General features: G+C 73.6%; 15 protein-coding genes. 13 read left to right on the top strand and 2 right to left on the bottom strand.

Annotation, left to right across the window (positions count from 1 at the left end; genetic code table 11):
- Positions 1 to 4: 4 nt before the first annotated feature.
- Positions 5 to 922, bottom strand: a complete 918-nt coding sequence (locus JOF36_RS23365; protein WP_245352428.1) for a pseudouridine synthase — start codon at positions 920 to 922, stop codon at positions 5 to 7.
- Between the two features lie 104 nt (positions 923 to 1,026).
- On the opposite strand from JOF36_RS23365, the gene JOF36_RS23360 reads away from it, so the two are divergent.
- From JOF36_RS23360 to JOF36_RS23340, 5 genes are all read left to right on the top strand, one after another.
- Positions 1,027 to 1,647 (top strand): LysE family translocator, encoded by a 621-nt coding sequence (locus JOF36_RS23360; protein WP_210030793.1) that lies wholly within the window; start codon positions 1,027 to 1,029, stop codon positions 1,645 to 1,647.
- 17 nt (positions 1,648 to 1,664) lie between these two features.
- The gene (locus JOF36_RS23355; protein ID WP_210030790.1) at positions 1,665 to 2,450 is read left to right on the top strand and encodes a hypothetical protein; all 786 of its coding nucleotides are present in this window, start codon (positions 1,665 to 1,667) and stop codon (positions 2,448 to 2,450) included.
- 88 nt (positions 2,451 to 2,538) lie between these two features.
- Positions 2,539 to 4,005, top strand: a complete 1,467-nt coding sequence (locus tag JOF36_RS23350; protein ID WP_307862551.1) for a GntP family permease — start codon at positions 2,539 to 2,541, stop codon at positions 4,003 to 4,005.
- Positions 4,006 to 4,021: 16 nt separating this feature from the next.
- Positions 4,022 to 5,239, top strand: a complete 1,218-nt coding sequence (locus tag JOF36_RS23345; protein ID WP_210030788.1) for a CaiB/BaiF CoA transferase family protein — start codon at positions 4,022 to 4,024, stop codon at positions 5,237 to 5,239.
- Positions 5,240 to 6,160: a hydroxymethylglutaryl-CoA lyase-like TIM-barrel protein gene (locus tag JOF36_RS23340; protein WP_210030785.1), complete on the top strand. Its 921-nt coding sequence runs from the start codon at positions 5,240 to 5,242 to the stop codon at positions 6,158 to 6,160.
- An 81-nt stretch (positions 6,161 to 6,241) separates the two neighbouring features.
- Here the strand turns inward: JOF36_RS23340 and JOF36_RS23335 are convergent, their stop codons facing one another.
- Positions 6,242 to 6,760: an SRPBCC family protein gene (locus tag JOF36_RS23335; protein ID WP_210030784.1), complete on the bottom strand. Its 519-nt coding sequence runs from the start codon at positions 6,758 to 6,760 to the stop codon at positions 6,242 to 6,244.
- A gap of 20 nt (positions 6,761 to 6,780) precedes the next feature.
- On the opposite strand from JOF36_RS23335, the gene JOF36_RS23330 reads away from it, so the two are divergent.
- The 8 genes from JOF36_RS23330 (at position 6,781) to JOF36_RS23295 (ending at position 15,416) form a co-directional block, all read left to right on the top strand.
- Complete coding sequence (locus JOF36_RS23330; protein ID WP_210030783.1) at positions 6,781 to 7,464, top strand: TetR family transcriptional regulator; 684 nt, start codon at positions 6,781 to 6,783, stop codon at positions 7,462 to 7,464.
- Positions 7,465 to 7,527: 63 nt separating this feature from the next.
- Positions 7,528 to 8,118 carry a TetR/AcrR family transcriptional regulator gene (locus JOF36_RS23325; protein WP_210030782.1) on the top strand — a complete coding sequence of 197 codons (591 nt, stop codon included), beginning with the start codon at positions 7,528 to 7,530 and terminating at the stop codon, positions 8,116 to 8,118.
- 42 nt (positions 8,119 to 8,160) lie between these two features.
- Complete coding sequence (locus JOF36_RS23320) at positions 8,161 to 9,432, top strand: flavin-containing monooxygenase (protein WP_210030781.1); 1,272 nt, start codon at positions 8,161 to 8,163, stop codon at positions 9,430 to 9,432.
- A 32-nt stretch (positions 9,433 to 9,464) separates the two neighbouring features.
- The gene (locus JOF36_RS23315) at positions 9,465 to 10,409 is read left to right on the top strand and encodes an NAD-dependent epimerase/dehydratase family protein (RefSeq protein ID WP_210030780.1); all 945 of its coding nucleotides are present in this window, start codon (positions 9,465 to 9,467) and stop codon (positions 10,407 to 10,409) included.
- Positions 10,410 to 10,561: 152 nt separating this feature from the next.
- Positions 10,562 to 12,133 carry an ABC transporter substrate-binding protein gene (locus JOF36_RS23310; protein WP_210030779.1) on the top strand — a complete coding sequence of 524 codons (1,572 nt, stop codon included), beginning with the start codon at positions 10,562 to 10,564 and terminating at the stop codon, positions 12,131 to 12,133.
- A gap of 3 nt (positions 12,134 to 12,136) precedes the next feature.
- Positions 12,137 to 13,069 (top strand): ABC transporter permease, encoded by a 933-nt coding sequence (locus tag JOF36_RS23305; protein WP_210030778.1) that lies wholly within the window; start codon positions 12,137 to 12,139, stop codon positions 13,067 to 13,069.
- Positions 13,066 to 13,947: an ABC transporter permease gene (locus JOF36_RS23300; RefSeq protein WP_245350953.1), complete on the top strand. Its 882-nt coding sequence runs from the start codon at positions 13,066 to 13,068 to the stop codon at positions 13,945 to 13,947. Before JOF36_RS23305 ends, JOF36_RS23300 begins: the two co-directional genes overlap by 4 nt.
- On the top strand, positions 13,944 to 15,416 hold the full coding sequence (locus tag JOF36_RS23295) for an ABC transporter ATP-binding protein (protein WP_210030777.1): 1,473 nt from the start codon (positions 13,944 to 13,946) through the stop codon (positions 15,414 to 15,416). The genes JOF36_RS23300 and JOF36_RS23295 overlap by 4 nt, the downstream gene beginning before the upstream one ends.
- Positions 15,417 to 15,422: the final 6 nt, after the last annotated feature.

The following is a 15,422-nucleotide window of genomic DNA, read 5'->3' as shown; positions in this document are numbered from 1 at the left end:
GTGTTCAGGCCGGTGGGCCGCCCGCCCAGCCCGCCGGGTTGTCCCAGGCCTGCAGGGTGCGGCGGCTGTCGAACCGGCGCCGCACGCCGGAGACCGGGTCGTCGAACTCCAGCGACCGCGACAGCAGTTGCAGCGGCCGGGTGAAGTCACCGTCCGGGCGCCGGCACAGCTCGGGATAGACGTCGTCACCGAGGATCGGCACGCCCAGCTCGTTCAGGTGCACCCGGAGCTGGTGGGTGCGCCCGGTGCGCGGATGCAGCCGGTAGCGGGCCAGCCCGTCCCGGTGCGTGTCGAGCTCGATCCGCGTCTCTGCGTTCGGCGGCCCCGGTTCGGTCCGGGCCGCGAAGACGCCCGGCCGCTTCATGATCCGCGAGACCACCGTGCGCGGCAGGTCCAGCGACGGGTCGTACGGCGCGAGGGCCTCGTAGGTCTTCCGGACCAGGCCGTCGGCGAACAGCGTCTGGTAGGCGCCGCGCAGGTCGGGGCGCTTCACCAGCAGCAGCACCCCCGCGGTGGGCCGGTCGAGCCGGTGCGCCGGGCTCAGACCGGGCAGCCCGAGCTCGTGCCGGAGCCGGACGAGCACGGTCTGCCGGACGTGGCTGCCGCGCGGGATGGTGGCGAGGAAGTGCGGCTTGTCGACGACCAGCACGTCGTCGTCGGAGTGCAGCACCTCGACCGGGAACGGCACCGTCACCTCGTCGGGCTCCTCGCGGTGCAGCCACAACGTCGTCGACGGGGTGAACGGGGACGCGGGACCGAGCGGCCCGGCCGTGGTGACGATCTCCCCGGCGGCGAGCATCGCGTCGATCCGGGCGGGGTCGACCCGCGGCAACCGGTCGGCGAGGTGCTCGCGCATCGTGGTCCACGCCCCGTCCGGCGGGGTGCGCAGCCGGGCCGGGTCGAGGCCGTCACGACTGGGCAGCGGCGACGTCTCTCGGCCCGCGGCCCGGCGGCGGGCCGCGCGGCCACGACCGGTGCGGGAACTCACGGACGACCACGGTACGGCGGCGTCTACCATCGCCTCACGTGACCTGGGCGGCATACGGTGCGTACCTGCTGATCGTCGTCGGGCTGGTGCTGATGCCCGGCCCCGACACCTTCGTGCTGCTGCGGTCCTCGCTGGCCGGCGGCCGCCGGTCCGGGCTGCTCACCGCGGCCGGCGTGTTCGCCGGGAACGTGGTGCAGGGCTCGGCGGCGGCGTTCGGGCTCGGCGTCCTGATCGCGCAGTCGCACACGGCGTTCACCGTCATCCGCTGGGCGGGCGTGGTCTACCTGTGCGTGCTTGGGGTGCAGGCACTGCGGGCCGCGCGCCGGGGCGACTACCCGGACCTCACCACCGGCGGGGCCCGCGTTCGCGCCCACCGCGCGATGCTGCTCGGGTTCGGGTCGAACGTCACCAACCCCAAGGTTCTGATCATGTACCTGTCGGTGCTGCCGCAGTTCCTGGTGCCCGGCGTGACGACGACCGTGGACGCCCTGCTCCTCGCCGTCACCGTCGCCGTGCTGGGCGGGATCTACCAGACCGGCCTGGTCCTGGCGGTGCACCGGGCGCGCGCGTGGTTCTCCCGGCGCCGGGTGCGCCGGACCGGGGACGTCGTGGCCGGGGTCGCCCTGCTCGGCTTCGGCGGGGCTCTCGCCGCGGGCTGACCGCATAGGCTGGATCGATGCGGCTCGCACCGGTCCTGCTCGTGCTGCTCGCCGCGGTGGCGGGCTGCGCGGGCGAGCCGGCCGGTGCCGGGCTCTCCGGGACGGTCGTGCAGTACCGCTCCGATGTCGCCGCCCGGGTGCTGACCGTGCGGTTGCGTGCCGGGGCGCCGGTGACGGTCGACCGGCTGGAGCTGCGCCCGGCCGGGTTCGCCCCGTCGCCGCCGGTCACACCCGGGGTCGTCCTCGGCGCGGGCACGACCTCCGACGTCCGGGTGCCGCTCGGCGCCCCGGACTGCTCCGCCGAACCGGCGGGGAGCACGGCGCTGGTCACCGCGGGCGGTGTGGAGTCCGTGGTCGTGCTGGCCGACGAGTACGGCGCAGTCGGCGCGCTGCAACGCGCCGAGTGTGCGGAGCGGGCGGTACGGGACCGCGCCGCCGTCACGTTCGACCCGGTCTGGACACGCACCGGGGAACGGCTGCTCGGCACGCTCCGCCTGCACCGCCGGGCGGGCGACGAGCCGGTGACGGTCACCGAGCTCGGTGGGACGACGATCTTCGGCCTGCGCCCGGCCGCCGGGCACACGCTCCCGCTGACGCTCGCACCGGCGGCGTCCGACGCCGTCCTGCCGGTCGAGGTGACGGCCACCCGCTGCGACCCGCACGCACTGGCCGAGAGCAAGCGGGCGACCGCGTTCGTCGTCGCCGCCGTCCCGGGTGGTGGGGAGCCCGCGCGGCTCACCGTCACGCCGGACGACGGTGGGTCGCTGCTCGTCTTCGCCGCGGACAGTTGCGGGGGGCACTGAAGCGGCTCGCATGGTGGGTATATGTTCAGTATGTGAAGCGACACCGTAGTCGGAGTGGGGGCGCAACGTGTCGGAGACCGTGATCCTGGTGAACACGGCCGTGGCGGTGATCGCCACCGTCGTGCTGATCGTCAGGTTCAAGCTGAACCCGGTGATCGCGCTGGTACTCGGCGCCGTCTACCTCGGGCTCACCGCCGGCCTGGGCGTCGAGGGCACCGTGGACGCCGTCACCGGCGGCTTCGGCGACATCCTGGCCGACGTCGGCCTGCTCATCGCCTTCGGAGTGCTGACCGGCGCGATGCTGCACCGGGCCGGTGCGATCGAACGGCTGGTGGCGACGCTGCTGCACGCGTGCGGCCCGCGGGGGATGCCCTATGCCACGGCCGTCACGGTCGGGACCGCGCTGCAGTCGATCTTCGTGGACGTCCTGCTGGTCATCTCCGCGCCACTGGCCCGGCGGATCGCGCCCCGGATCGGGGACCGGGGTCTGCCGCGGATGGCGACCGCGCTCGCCATCGGGCTGGAGTGCGGGATCGTCTTCATGGTCCCCGGGGTCGGCGCGGTCGCGCTGGCCGGCGTGCTCGGCGTGCCGATGGGGCAGATGCTGATCGCCGGCCTGGTCGTGGTCGTCCCGACCGTGCTGATCGCGACGGCGATCATGACGTTCCTGTTCCGGCGCGGCTGGTGGGACCCGGCCAAGGACGAGCAGGAGCCGACCTGGGCCGGGATGGACGCCGGGCCCGCCGGCCAGGACGACGACCGGTCGTCCGGCGCCGGCACGGCTGCGGCGGACGGCGAGGCACCTGCCGGGAACGCCGCAGGAGACGGGACCGACGGTGCCGCCCGCGTACCGGAGCCGGCCGGGGCGGCCACCGTCGTCGCCGATGCCTCCGGCGCGGGCCCGCGCCGCGAGCTGCCGTTGTCGCTGCTCTTCGCTCCGCTGCTGGTCGGCCTGCTGCTCATCGCCGCAGGCGCCGTGCTCGACGCCGCCGGTGTCGTCCACCCCGTGCTGGTGTTCCTCGGCGAGCCGGTGATCGCGCTGCTCATCGGGCTGGTGGGCACGACCGCCGTCGTCGGGCTGTCGCTCGGCCGTGAGGTCGTCGAGGGCGCGGTCGGTGACGGCTTCCGGGAGAGCGGTCAGATCCTGATCCTCACCGGTGTCGGCGGCTCGCTCGCCACCACGATCGCGAACGCCGGTCTCGGCGAGATCCTCGGCCGGTACTTCTCCGCGAACACCGCCGCGCCGCTGCTGATGGTGTGGGTGATCGCCGCCGTGCTGCACGTCGCGATCGGCTCGGTGACGATCTCCGCGATCACCGCGGCCGGCGTGCTGGCCCCGGTCGCGCCGGTGATCGGGCTGGCCCCGGTGCTGATCGCGCTGGCCGCGGGGGCGGGCGCGCTGTTCGCGGTGCACGTCACCAGCAACACGTTCTGGCTGCTGCAGTCGCTGCTCGGCCAGTCCGTGCGCGGGACGCTCAAGACCTGTTCGGTGGGTGTGTCGGTCGCCTCGGTCGTCGCGATCCTGCTGATCCTGCCGCTGTCTCTCGTCTTCTGACTGAAAGGGGCGACCCGTGTCCGATCTGCCGCTGTCCGGCGTCCGGGTATTGGAGCTGGGGAACTACATCGCGGCGCCGACCGCGGGCCGTCTGCTGGCCGACTTCGGTGCCGACGTGGTCAAGGTCGAGCGACCGCGCACCGGTGACGAGCTGCGCAACTGGCGGCTCTACGCGGGCGACACCTCGATGCTCTACCGGACGCTCAACCGCAACAAGCGCTCGATCACGCTCGACATGCGCTCCGACGCCGGTCGGGAGGCCGTCCTCGATCTCACCCGCCGGTCGGACGTCGTGCTGGAGAACTTCCGCCCGGGCACGCTGGAGAAGTGGGGTCTCGGCCCGGGCGAGCTCGACGCCGCCAACCCCGACGTCGTGCTCGTCCGGATCTCCGCGTTCGGGCAGACCGGCCCGCTGTCGGCGCGGCCCGGCTTCGCCGCCGTCGCCGAGGCGATGGGCGGACTGCGCGCGCTGGTCGGGGAGGAGGACCGGCCGCCGTCGCGGACCGGGGTGTCGATCGGCGACTCGATCGCCGGGCTCTACGGCGCCTTCTCCGCGGTGATGGGCCTCTTCCAGCGCGAGTCGAGCACCGACCGGCCGCCGCTCGACCGGCGCTCGATGGACATCGCGCTGAACGAGGCGGTGTTCTCGGTGATGGAGTCGCTGGTACCCGATCACCTGGCCTACGGGGTGGAGCGGCGCCGCGTCGGCGGCCGGATGGAGGGCATCGCCCCGTCCAACGCCTACGAGTGCGGCGACGGCGGCAGCGTCGTCATCGCCGGCAACGGGGACTCGATCTACGGCCGGTTCATGCAGGTCATCGGGCGTCCGGAGCTGGGGACGGAGCCCGATCTCGCGTCGAACGCCGGCCGCTGGCAGCGCCGCGACGAGCTCGACGCGGCGATCGAGGCGTGGACGCGGTCGCTGCCCCGCGACGAGGTGCTCGCCCTCCTGGAGGAGGCGGGCGTGCCGGCCGGGCCGATCCACGCCGCGGCCGACATCGTCGCCGACGAGCAGCTCCGGGCCCGCAACATGGTCCAGTACTTCGACGTCGACGCCGGCGGCACCGAGCCCACCCGGGTCGGTTTCCCGGGCGTCGTGCCCGTGCTGGACGGCACCTCGGTGCCGATCCGGCACGTCGGGCCCGACCTGGGCGCGGACACCGCCGACGTCCTGGGCGGGCTGCTCGGGTATCCCGACGACCGGATCCGCGCCGCGGCCGGAGAGGAGTCCTGAATGGACGTGCAACTGAGGGACGTGACGCTGCGGGACGGCCTGCAGCTCACCGGCAAGCCGTTGTCCACCGAGCGCAAGATCGCGCTCGTGCGCTCGCTGCTGGCCGCGGGCGTGCCGGAGCTGGAGATCGGGTCGCTGGCCCGCGGGGACCTGGTGCCGCCGCTGGCGGACACCCTCGACGTCGTCGCCGCGCTCACCCCCGAGGAGCTGGAGCGCTGCTGGGTGTGGGTCGCGACCCCGCGCCACGTGCAGAAGGCCGTCGCCGCCGGGGCGCGCAACGTCCAGTACTGCTTCTCGGTCTCCGACGCCCACAACAACGCCAACATCGGCCGTGACACCGCGGTGTCGCTGGACGCGATGCCGGACGCGGTCGCGATCGCCCGGGAGGCGGGCGGCCGGATCCAGCTCTGCCTGGCGACCGCGTTCAGCTGCCCGTTCGACGGCCCGGTCGATCCGGATCGCGTCGTCGAGATCGTGGCCGACCCGCGCACGGCGGGCTCGTGCGACGTCGTCGTCTGCGACACGCTCGGGCAGGCGATCCCGTCCGAGGTCGGCTCGCTGGTCGCGCGCGTGGCCGGGGTGGCCGGTGACCGCCGGGTCGCCTTCCACGGGCACGACACCTGGGGCCAGGGCGTGGCGAACGCGCTCGCCGCCGTCGCGGGTGGCGCGACCTTGCTCGACGGGGCGCTCGGCGGGCTGGGCGGCTGCCCGTTCGCGCCGGGGGCCAGCGGGAACACCGCCAGCGAGGACCTGCTGTTCGCGCTGCGCCCCGGCTGGTTGACGCCGGAGGTGCTGGCGGACCTCGTCTCCGAGTCGGAGGACCTGCTCGCGGAGCTGGGGGAGCCGAACCGGTCCCGCGCCGCCCAGGGCGTGCGCTCCACGGCCACCGCATTCCCGTGGACGGCGGGCCCACGGGCCTGATCACGTGCCGCGAGGGGCACATCAGAGCTGTTCGATCATGGCCGGGCAGCCCTGGTGTGCCCCTCGTGCGGCTCTCTCAGCTCAGATCGCGGTGAGCCGGGGTGGGGAGCCGGCAATGCCGGCACGCTCGACGGTCCAGCGCAGCGTGCGCACCCACCGCGACCACGGAGTCCGCGAACAGCCGGCACCCGACTCGACACCGGCCTTCTCCAGTCCGTCGTCGATGAGTGCGTCATGCAGCGGCCGCCACAGCAACGGCCAGCTCAGTACGGTCACGCCGACGGTGTCGGCCGCCAGGACGTGGCGCAGCACCGTGTCGGCACCGCGGGGCTCGACCTCCCACTCGTGGTAGCCGTGCAACCCCTTCGGGCGCAGGAACGCGAACCGCACCCGACGGCCGGGCACGTACTCCTCGACCCGGTAGCCGATCGGCCCGTGCCCACCACGCGCACCGACGCGCAGGGGCCGGTCGAGCCGCATCGCCGGCCACCGCTCGTGCGGCCACAAGCGATCGTCGGGCCCGGCGAGAGTGTCGATGAGCGCACCCGCCGCATCGAGATCGACCGGCAGTACCCGGCTGTGCACGTCGTGGACTCGCACTTCGCCCTCCCAGGATCTAGATGGTAGTCTCTAGTTCGATTGTGGAGGGTAGTCTCTACTTCGTGCCGATGCCCGTCAAGTTCGCCTCCGAGCAGCTCGTGGAAGCCGCCATCCGGCTGGTCGCTTCGGGCGGCCCCGATGCCGCCGGCGCGACCGCCGTCGCCCGCGCGGTCGGCGCACCGAGCGGATCGGTGTACCACCGCTTCGCCACGCGCCGGGACCTGCTCGCCGCCGCGTGGCTCAGTCCCGTCCGCGACTTCCAGGACGGTTTCCTGCCGTTCCTGACGACTGATGACGACACCGCCGGCGACCCCGTCGCGGCCGGTGTCGCCGCGGCGCGCCACGTGGTGGAGTGGAGCGCGCGGAACCCGCAGGCCGCGACGGTGCTGGCCCGGTACGGTCGCGCGGACCTCGTCGCCGACGACTGCGCACCGGCGATCCTCGCCGAGGCGGACGAGCTCGACGTGCGCCTGAACGATGCGCTGACGCAGTTCATCGGGCGGTTCCCCGCCGCGGATCGTGCCCGCATCCTCATGGCCGTCGTGGACGCGCCGCTCGCGCTCGTGCGGCGCCACCTCGCTGCCGCGGGCGTGCCCACGGTGGCGGTCGAGCTGGCCGGGGAGATCGCCGCGACACTCCTGTCGGGCCACAGCGGCGACCAGGGCGACGAGCTGTCGCGGGGTGGCCGGGAGCAGCAGGCTTAGCGCGAGCGTCCGAACGGTTCCTACCGTCCGGTCGGTCGACAGATCTGCTGCTATGGTTCGGCCGTGGTCGGCGAGGGTGGATCGGGTAACACGCGGCGCGCGCAGATCATCGAGGTCGCCGCGGAACTCTTCGATCGGCGTGGTTATCACGAGACGTCGATGCAGTCCATCGCCGATCGCGCCGGTCTCCGCAAGCCCTCGCTGTACCACTACTTCCGCAGCAAGGACGACATTCTCGTCGAGTTGCACGAGACGTTGATGTCCGTGGTGATCGGGCGCCAGGAGGAACGGCTCGAAGCGGGTCGGCCGGCCCCGCGCGAGCAGTTGCGGGCCATGATGCACGACGTCATCGGCCTGATGGAGTCCCATCCGGGCTATCTACGGATCTTCTTCGAGAGTGCCCGCGAGCTGCCGCTGGACGCCCGGACGTCGGTGGCGGCGCAACGCACCCGGTACCGGGGGATGGTCACGGCCGTGCTCGAGGCGGGTGTCGAGGCGGGCGAGTTCGGCGATCTCGACCCGGAACTGACGAGTATTGCGGCGCTGTCGTTGATGAACTGGACCTACCAGTGGTTCCGGCGCAGTGGCCCGCTGTCGGCGGACGAGGTGGCCGATCGTTTCTGGAATCTGCTGATGAATGGTATTTCGGCCTGAACCTCGAGACTTCTCCGGTACGAGAAACAGAAGCGGGTAGAGATGAAAGCGTGCATCGTGGGCGCCGGCGCCTCCGGGGTCACCGTGGCCAAGAGCCTGGCCCAGCAGGGTGTGGACTTCGACTGGTTCGAGAAGGGGTCCGCTCTCGGCGGTCTGTGGCGTTACGACAACGACAGCGGGACGTCGTCCGCCTACCGCTCGCTGCAGATCGACACCAGCTCCCGCAGCCTCGCCTATCCGGACTTCCCGGTGCCGGGCGGCTGGCCGGCGTACCTGCGGGCGAGGCAGGTGCTCGAGTACCTCGAGCGCTACGCCGCCGAGTTCGACGTGGCCGGCCGGGTGCGCACCTCGACGGAGGTCACCGGCGTCGAGCAGGTGGGCGATCGCTGGACGGTCGCCACCGACAGGGGCAGCGGCGAGTACGACGCCGTGGTCGTGGCGAACGGCCACCTCAGCGTGCCTCGCCGTCCGAGCTTCCCCGGGACCTTCGACGGCCAGGAGCTGCACTCCCACGAGTACCGGACCCCGGAGCCGTTCAGCGGGAAGTCCGTGGTCGTGGTCGGCATGGGCAACTCGGGGTGCGACATCGCCGTCGATCTCGCCCGCGTCGCCGGCCAGGTCCACCTGTCGACCCGGCGCAGTGCCTGGATCCTGCCCAAGTACCTGTTCGGGGTGCCGACGGACCGCTGGTCGGGGTTCTTCATGCGGACCCTGAAGCTGCCGACCCCGCTCGCCCGCAACCTCGTCAAGCTGCTCGCCCGCGTCGCGGTCGGCCCGCAGGAGCGGTTCGGGGTGCCCCGGCCACAGCACCCGATCCACCGCGAGCACGCGACCATCGGCCAGGAGCTGCTGCAGTACGTGGCCTACGACTGGATCCGGATGCGCCCCGACATCGCCGCGCTCGACGGTGATCGGGTGCGGTTCACCGACGGCACCACCGTCGACTCCGACGTGGTGATCTACGCGACCGGGTACGACGCGTCGTTCCCCTTCCTGCCCGAGGACCTCGTGACCGGGGCCGAGGGCGGCGGGCGGCTCTACCGCCGGATGCTGCACCCGGACGCCCCCGGGCTGTACTTCGCCGGGCTCGTGCAGCCGGTCGGGCCGACCATCCCGCTGGTCGAGATCCAGGGGCGGTGGATCGCCCGCGCGCTGACCGGCGAGGTCGCGCTGCCGGGCAAGGGGGCGATGGCCGAGGAGATCTCGACCCACCGCCGCTGGGTCGAGAAGAGCTTCGTCGGTTCCCGGCGGTACCGGCTCGAGGTCGACTTCCGCGACTACGCCGGACAGCTCCAACAGGACATGGCGGCCTGACCGCACCACGGCTCGGAACTCGAGGAGGAGACATGCAGGTCCTGATCACCGGGGGCACCGGCATCATCGGGGGCACCACCGGACGGCTCCTGGCGGGGCGCGGACACTCCGTCCGGCTGCTCGACGTGGCGCCCGACCCGGCCACGTCGCCGAGTGAGGGCGACGTCGATGTCGTCCGCGGCGACGTCATGTCGTTCGGCGACGTCGGGGACGCGGTCGCGGGTGCGGACGTGATCGTGCACCTGGCGTACAGCCTCGGCGAGGCCACGAACCGGCGGCCGTACGCCGCGACCCAGCTCAACGTGCAGGGCACCGCGACGGTGCTGGAGGCGGCGCGGCTGTTCGGAGTGCACCGGGTGGTGCTCGCGAGCTCGGTCGCCGTGTACGGCTCCGACGACATGTACGCGCCCGACGAGCTCCCCCTCACCGAGGACGCGGCCACCCACCTCGCGCCGGGGATGCCGCTCTACGGCGCGGGCAAGCAGTACCTCGAGCGCCTCGCCGAGGTGTACCGCACGACCCACGGCCTGCTCGGGGTCGGGATCCGGCCGAGCCCCGTCTACGGCCCCGGCGGCGTCCGCGGCGTGTCGGGCTGGCTGTCCGGGGTGATCGAGAAGGCGGCGGTGGGCGAGACCGTCACCGTCGACCGGGGCGACGCGCGGATCAGCCTGGTGCACGTCGACGATGTCGCGGAGCAGCTCGTGCGGCTGGCGGAGATCGACGCCGCCGCGTTCACCGATCGCCACTTCTTCAACACCGGCGGCGACGCGACGACCATGCGGGAGCTCGCCGCGCTGGTGCGGGAGATCGTCCCGGAGGCGCGCATCGAGGTCACCTCCGATGGTGAGCGCGACGTCGCGGGACTGGTCTCGCAGGTCAGCGGCCAGGCCCTCGCCGAGCTCATCGGCTACGACCGGCGCTACGACCTGAAGGCCGGTGTGCGCGCCCACATCGAGGCCGCGCGTTCCCGCGGCTGATCCACCGCTCCACTGCGACGGCGCCCGAGGACATCGCGGACGCCGCGGTTCCCGAAGCGACAATTGAAGATATGATCAATCCTCGATTGGTTCGTCGTGCAGGTCGCTCGCGCGGTCTGTCGCGGTACTCCGACCGACCAGGAGGAGGGTTCGTGAGCTCCCGTCGTACCGTGGTCCGGCTGGTCGCGGCCGTGGCCGCCGTCGTACTGACCGGTGGGTGTGTGCAGACGACCGGGGGCGGTGACGCCGGCGGCGACGGGCCACCCACCCTGACGCTCGCCACCGGGTTCACGATCGACGACCTCGATCCGCTGGAGAACGGTTTCTGGGGGCCGGAGTTCGGCTACGTCGAGCTCCTCATGCGTCCCGAGCGGTCCGGTGAGCCGACGCCGTGGGTGTTGGAGGATCTCGCCTCCACCGGCCCGACGACCTGGCGGCTGACGCTGCCCGAGGGCGCCTCCTTCGTCAACGGCCGCGCTCTCGACGGCGCCGCGCTGGCCGAGCTGATCACGTTCCAGCTCGCCGAGAACGCCACGCTCGCCGATGCGCTGCCCGGCGCGACCGCGGCCGCGACCGGCCCGCTCGAGGTCACGCTCTCGACCTCGCGGCCCACACCCGGCGTCCCGGCGATCCTCGCCGACGAGGCGATGATCCCGGTGTACGACGTCGCGGCCTACCGGGCGCACCGCGAGTCCGGGGCTCCGGTGTCCGCCCTGCTCGGAGCCGGCATCTACACCGGCCCCTTCGTCGTCGACTCGCTCGACGGGGCGTCCGCCCGGCTGTCCCCGCGCGCCGACCACCGGGACGGTTCGCCCGCGCTGTCGGACCTGACCGTCAAGTTCGTCCCCGAGGCATCGGCCCGGGTCCAGGCGGTGCAGGCCGGTGAGGCCGACATCGCGCTGTACCCCTCGACCTCGACCGCGCCGACCCTTCAGGGCCGCGACGACGCCTTCTACGTCACCGGCGAACCCACCGGGCCGACGTTCCAGCTCGTCCTCAACCAGCACGAGACCCCGTTCGACGACGAGCGGGTCCGGCGCGCCGTGTACGCCGCCGTCGACTACCGGGCGATCGCCGAGGACGTCATGAACGGGCTGTACCTGCCCGCCACCGGCCTCTACGCCGAGTCCCGCCCGTGGGCGGAGAAGACCCAGGTCACCGACGTCGCGGCGGCCGAGCGACTGCTCGACGAGGCCGGCTGGGCCCGCGACGGCGACGGCCCCCGTACGCGCGACGGCGCCGAGCTGCGCATCTCCGTGCTGACCTACCCGCAGCAGCCGGACTCCGACGTCATCGCCCTCGCGCTGCAGGCGCAGCTGGCCGAGCTCGGCGTCGGCGTCGACATCCGCCAGGTTCCCGACCTCGACGACGCCATGGAGCCGGACACCGGGTGGGACGCCGGGATCGCCGGGAACGGGTTCATCTCCTACGGAGGCGACTACGTGGGCCCGCTGAACCGCTACGTCCGCAGCGGCGGCGAGCGCAACCACGGCGGCATCGCCGATCCGGAGCTCGACGCCCTGATCGACCGGGTCGCCGTCGAACTCGACACCACCGCCCGCGACGACCTGCTGCGCCGCATCCAGCACCGGATCGCCGACCGCGGCCACCTCGCCTACATCGGGCTGCGCAAGCCCGGCGTGATCACCGCGCCGCACTGGCGCGGCTACGAGATCGAGGGCTCGAACCTCTGGGTCGGACACGACACCGTACCGACCGGCTGACCGGTGATCACCGTCCTCCGCCGCCTCGGCCAGGCGGCGATCACCCTGGCGGCGGCCGGCGCCCTGGTGTTCGGCATGCTCGCCGTGACACCGGGCGATCCCGCCCAGCGGGTGCTCACGGCCCGCGGCATCCAGGAGCCGTCGCCTGCGGCGGTCGCCGAGGTCCGCGCCGAGCTGCGCCTCGACGACCCGCTGCCGGTCCGTTTCGGACGGTGGGCCGGGGACGCGGTGCGCGGTGACCTCGGGGTCTCCTGGCGGACCGGGCGACCGGTCAGCGCAGAGTTCACCGATCGGCTGCCCGCGACCGTGCGGCTCACCGCCGCCGCGCTCGCCCTGGCCGTCGGGCTCGCCCTGCTGCTCGGCACGGTCGCCGCGCTCGGTGCGCGTCGCCTGCCGGACACGCTGTGCCGGGCGATCGCGCTGGCGTTCCTGGTGGTGCCGAGCTTCGTGCTGGGCGTGGTGCTGCTCGACGTCCTCGTCGTGCGGGCCGGCCTCGGCCGGGTGATCGCCGACGGCACCTGGGCGACGGTGTTCCTACCGGCGCTGGTGCTGGCACTCGGCTCGGTCGCCACCTGGTCGCGGGTCCTGCGGACGAGCCTGCTGGAGGCCGGCTCCGCGGCGTACCTGCGGGTGGCCGCGGCGCGCGGCGCGAGCCGGACCCGGCAGCTGCTGGTGCACCAGTTGCCGAACGCGATCGCCCCGTTCCTGACCATGGTGGGGCTCGGCACCGCGTCGCTGATCGGCGGCGCCGCGATCGTGGAGAGCGTCTTCACCTGGCCCGGGATCGGCCGGTTCACCGTGGAGGCGATCAGTGCCCGGGACATGCCGGTGATCGTCGGGTTCACCCTGATCGCGGTCGTCGCCTACGTGGTGGCGAGCCTGGTGATCGATCTGCTGTGCGCCTGGATCGACCCGCGGCTGCGGGAGCCGCGATGACCGGGGCGGGCATCCTCACCCGGTCCGCCGCACCCGGGTACCGGCCGGTCGACCGGGGGGTGTGGCGGGCGCTGGCGGCGCGGCCGGCCGCGCGGGCCGGGTTCGCGTTCGCCGCGGTGCTGCTCCTCGCCGCGGCCGCCGGGCCGTGGTTGCTGCCCGATCCCGACCTGCCCGACTACACCCGCCAGCTCGCCCCGCCCTCGGCCCGGAACCTGCTCGGCACCGACCAGGCCGGGCGCGACCTGCTCGCCCGCAGCGTCGCCGGGGCGCGCAGCTCGCTCGGCGCGGCCGTCGTGGTGATGGCGCTCTCGGCGCTGATCGGGCTGGTCGTGGGAACGATCGCCGGTGCGGTCGGCGGGGCGGTGGACACCGTGCTGACCCGGATCACCGACGTACTCCTCGGCCTGCCCACACTCGTGCTCACCCTCGCCGTCGTCGGTGTGCTGGGCCCCGGCTTCGCGAACCTGGTCCTCGCGATGGCGGTGACCAGCTGGGCGGGCCTGGCCCGGATCGCGCGCAGCGCCGCGCAGGGCGCGTGGCAGCGACCGGACGTCGTCGCCGCCCGGATGGCCGGGGTCGGCCCGGTGCGCGCTGTGCTGGGGCACGTCCTGCCCGGCGTCACGGCGCAGGTGTCGGTCGCCGCGACCCTGGGACTGGGGGAGGCGGTGCTGGCGCTGGGTGGGCTGTCGTTCCTCGGTCTGGGGGCACAGCCGCCGACCGCCGAGTGGGGCACGATGCTGGCCGCCGGTCGCGAGACGTTCGCCCATGCGCCCTGGCAGCTGATCGGGCCGGGTGTCGGTCTGGTGCTGGCCGTCGCCGCGGCCACCCTGGTCGGGGACGCCCTGCGCGATGTCACGGACCCGGAGTACCGCCGGTGACCGCCACCCGAACCGCGCCGGCGCTGTCGGTCCGGGACCTGACCGTCACCTACGCCGACGGGTACACCGCCCTCGACGGCGTCGACCTGGAGGTCCCGGCCGGTGAGCGCTGGGCCGTCGTCGGCCGCTCCGGTAGCGGCAAGACCACACTGGTCCGGGCGGTGCTCGGTCTGCTCCCACCGGGGACGACGGTCACCGGCAGCATCCGGCTCGACGGCCGCGAGCTCCTCGGCCTGCCCGAACCGCAGCTGCGCGAGCTGCGTGGCCGCGCGATCGGCTACGTCCCGCAGGACCCGTACGCCGCCTGCGATCCGTTGCGGACGGTCGGGCACCACGTCGCCGAGGCATGGTGGACGCACCGGCTCACCCCGCCGCCCGGCCGGATCGCCGCGGACCTGGGCGGCGTCGGGATCGACGACGCCGCGCGCCGTGCCGCGGGCCACCCGCACACCTGGTCCGGTGGGATGCTGCAGCGCGCGACGATCGTCGCCGGGACCGCGCACAGCCCGCCGCTGACCCTGGCCGACGAACCCAGTAGCGCACTCGACGCCGAGCTCGCCGACGACGTGCTGCGCCTGGTCCGAGAACGCAGCGGGGCACTGCTGCTGGTCAGCCACGATCTGACGCTGGTGGCGCGGCACGCCGACCACGTCCTGGTGCTGGCCGACGGCCGGGTCGCCGAGCGCGGACCGGCCGCGACCCTGCTGTCCGCGCCCTGCGCCCCGTCCACCCACGAGTTGCTCGACGCGCACGCGCCGGCCCTGCGCCGCACGTCCACCGGCACGCCCGGCCCGATCCTGCTCCGGGCCCGCGACCTGGTCCGGCGCTACGGCGACGTCACCGCGGTGGACGGCGCGTCGGTCACCCTCCGTGCCGGTGAGGTGCTCGGGGTCGTCGGCCGGTCCGGGTCCGGGAAGTCCACCCTGGCCCGGCTGCTGGCCGGGATGGAACGGCCGGACGCCGGCAGCGTCGTCATCGGCGACGGCGGACGTTCCCGTCCCGGTTTCGTGATGCCCGTCTTCCAGGACCCGGTCGCCTCACTGGACCGGAGGTGGCCGTTGTGGCGCACGCTGACCGAACCGCTGCGTGCGCGCGGGGAGCGAGTGCGGCGGGCCGACGCCCGGCAGGCCGCGGCGAGCATGCTGGCCCGGGTCGGGCTCGCCGGGATCGACCCGGACCGGCGCCCGGCGACCCTGTCGGTGGGGCAGGCGCAACGGGTCGCGATCGCTCGGGCGCTGGCCGCCCGGCCCGGCCTGCTCGTCGCCGACGAGCCGACCGCGAGCCTCGACGTCGTCACCGCCGCGGCGATCACCACGCTCCTGCGCGAGCTCGCCGACAACGGCACCGCCCTGGTCGTCGTCACCCACGACCGGCAGCGGATCGCCGGCTACGCCGACCGCCTGCTGACCATGAGCGACGGGCGGGCGGAGGAGCTCCGGCTCGTGGACACGAGCGCCGCAGACGACTGACCCGCG

The organism is Pseudonocardia parietis, assembly GCF_017876315.1.
GTDB classification, from domain to species: Bacteria; Actinomycetota; Actinomycetes; order Mycobacteriales; family Pseudonocardiaceae; genus Pseudonocardia; species Pseudonocardia parietis.
This window is presented reverse-complemented; position numbering and strand designations above follow the sequence as displayed.

What these genes read in the sequence shown, in the direction of transcription:
- JOF36_RS23355 (WP_210030790.1), top strand. Translation starts at nt 1,665, where the DNA reads ATGCGGCTCGCACCGGTCCTGCTCGTGCTGCTCGCCGCGGTGGCGGGC.
- JOF36_RS23340 (WP_210030785.1), top strand. Translation starts at nt 5,240, where the DNA reads ATGGACGTGCAACTGAGGGACGTGACGCTGCGGGACGGCCTGCAGCTC.
- JOF36_RS23330 (WP_210030783.1), top strand. Translation starts at nt 6,781, where the DNA reads ATGGTAGTCTCTAGTTCGATTGTGGAGGGTAGTCTCTACTTCGTGCCG.
- JOF36_RS23320 (WP_210030781.1), top strand. Translation starts at nt 8,161, where the DNA reads ATGAAAGCGTGCATCGTGGGCGCCGGCGCCTCCGGGGTCACCGTGGCC.
- JOF36_RS23315 (WP_210030780.1), top strand. Translation starts at nt 9,465, where the DNA reads ATGCAGGTCCTGATCACCGGGGGCACCGGCATCATCGGGGGCACCACC.
- JOF36_RS23300 (WP_245350953.1), top strand. Translation starts at nt 13,066, where the DNA reads ATGACCGGGGCGGGCATCCTCACCCGGTCCGCCGCACCCGGGTACCGG.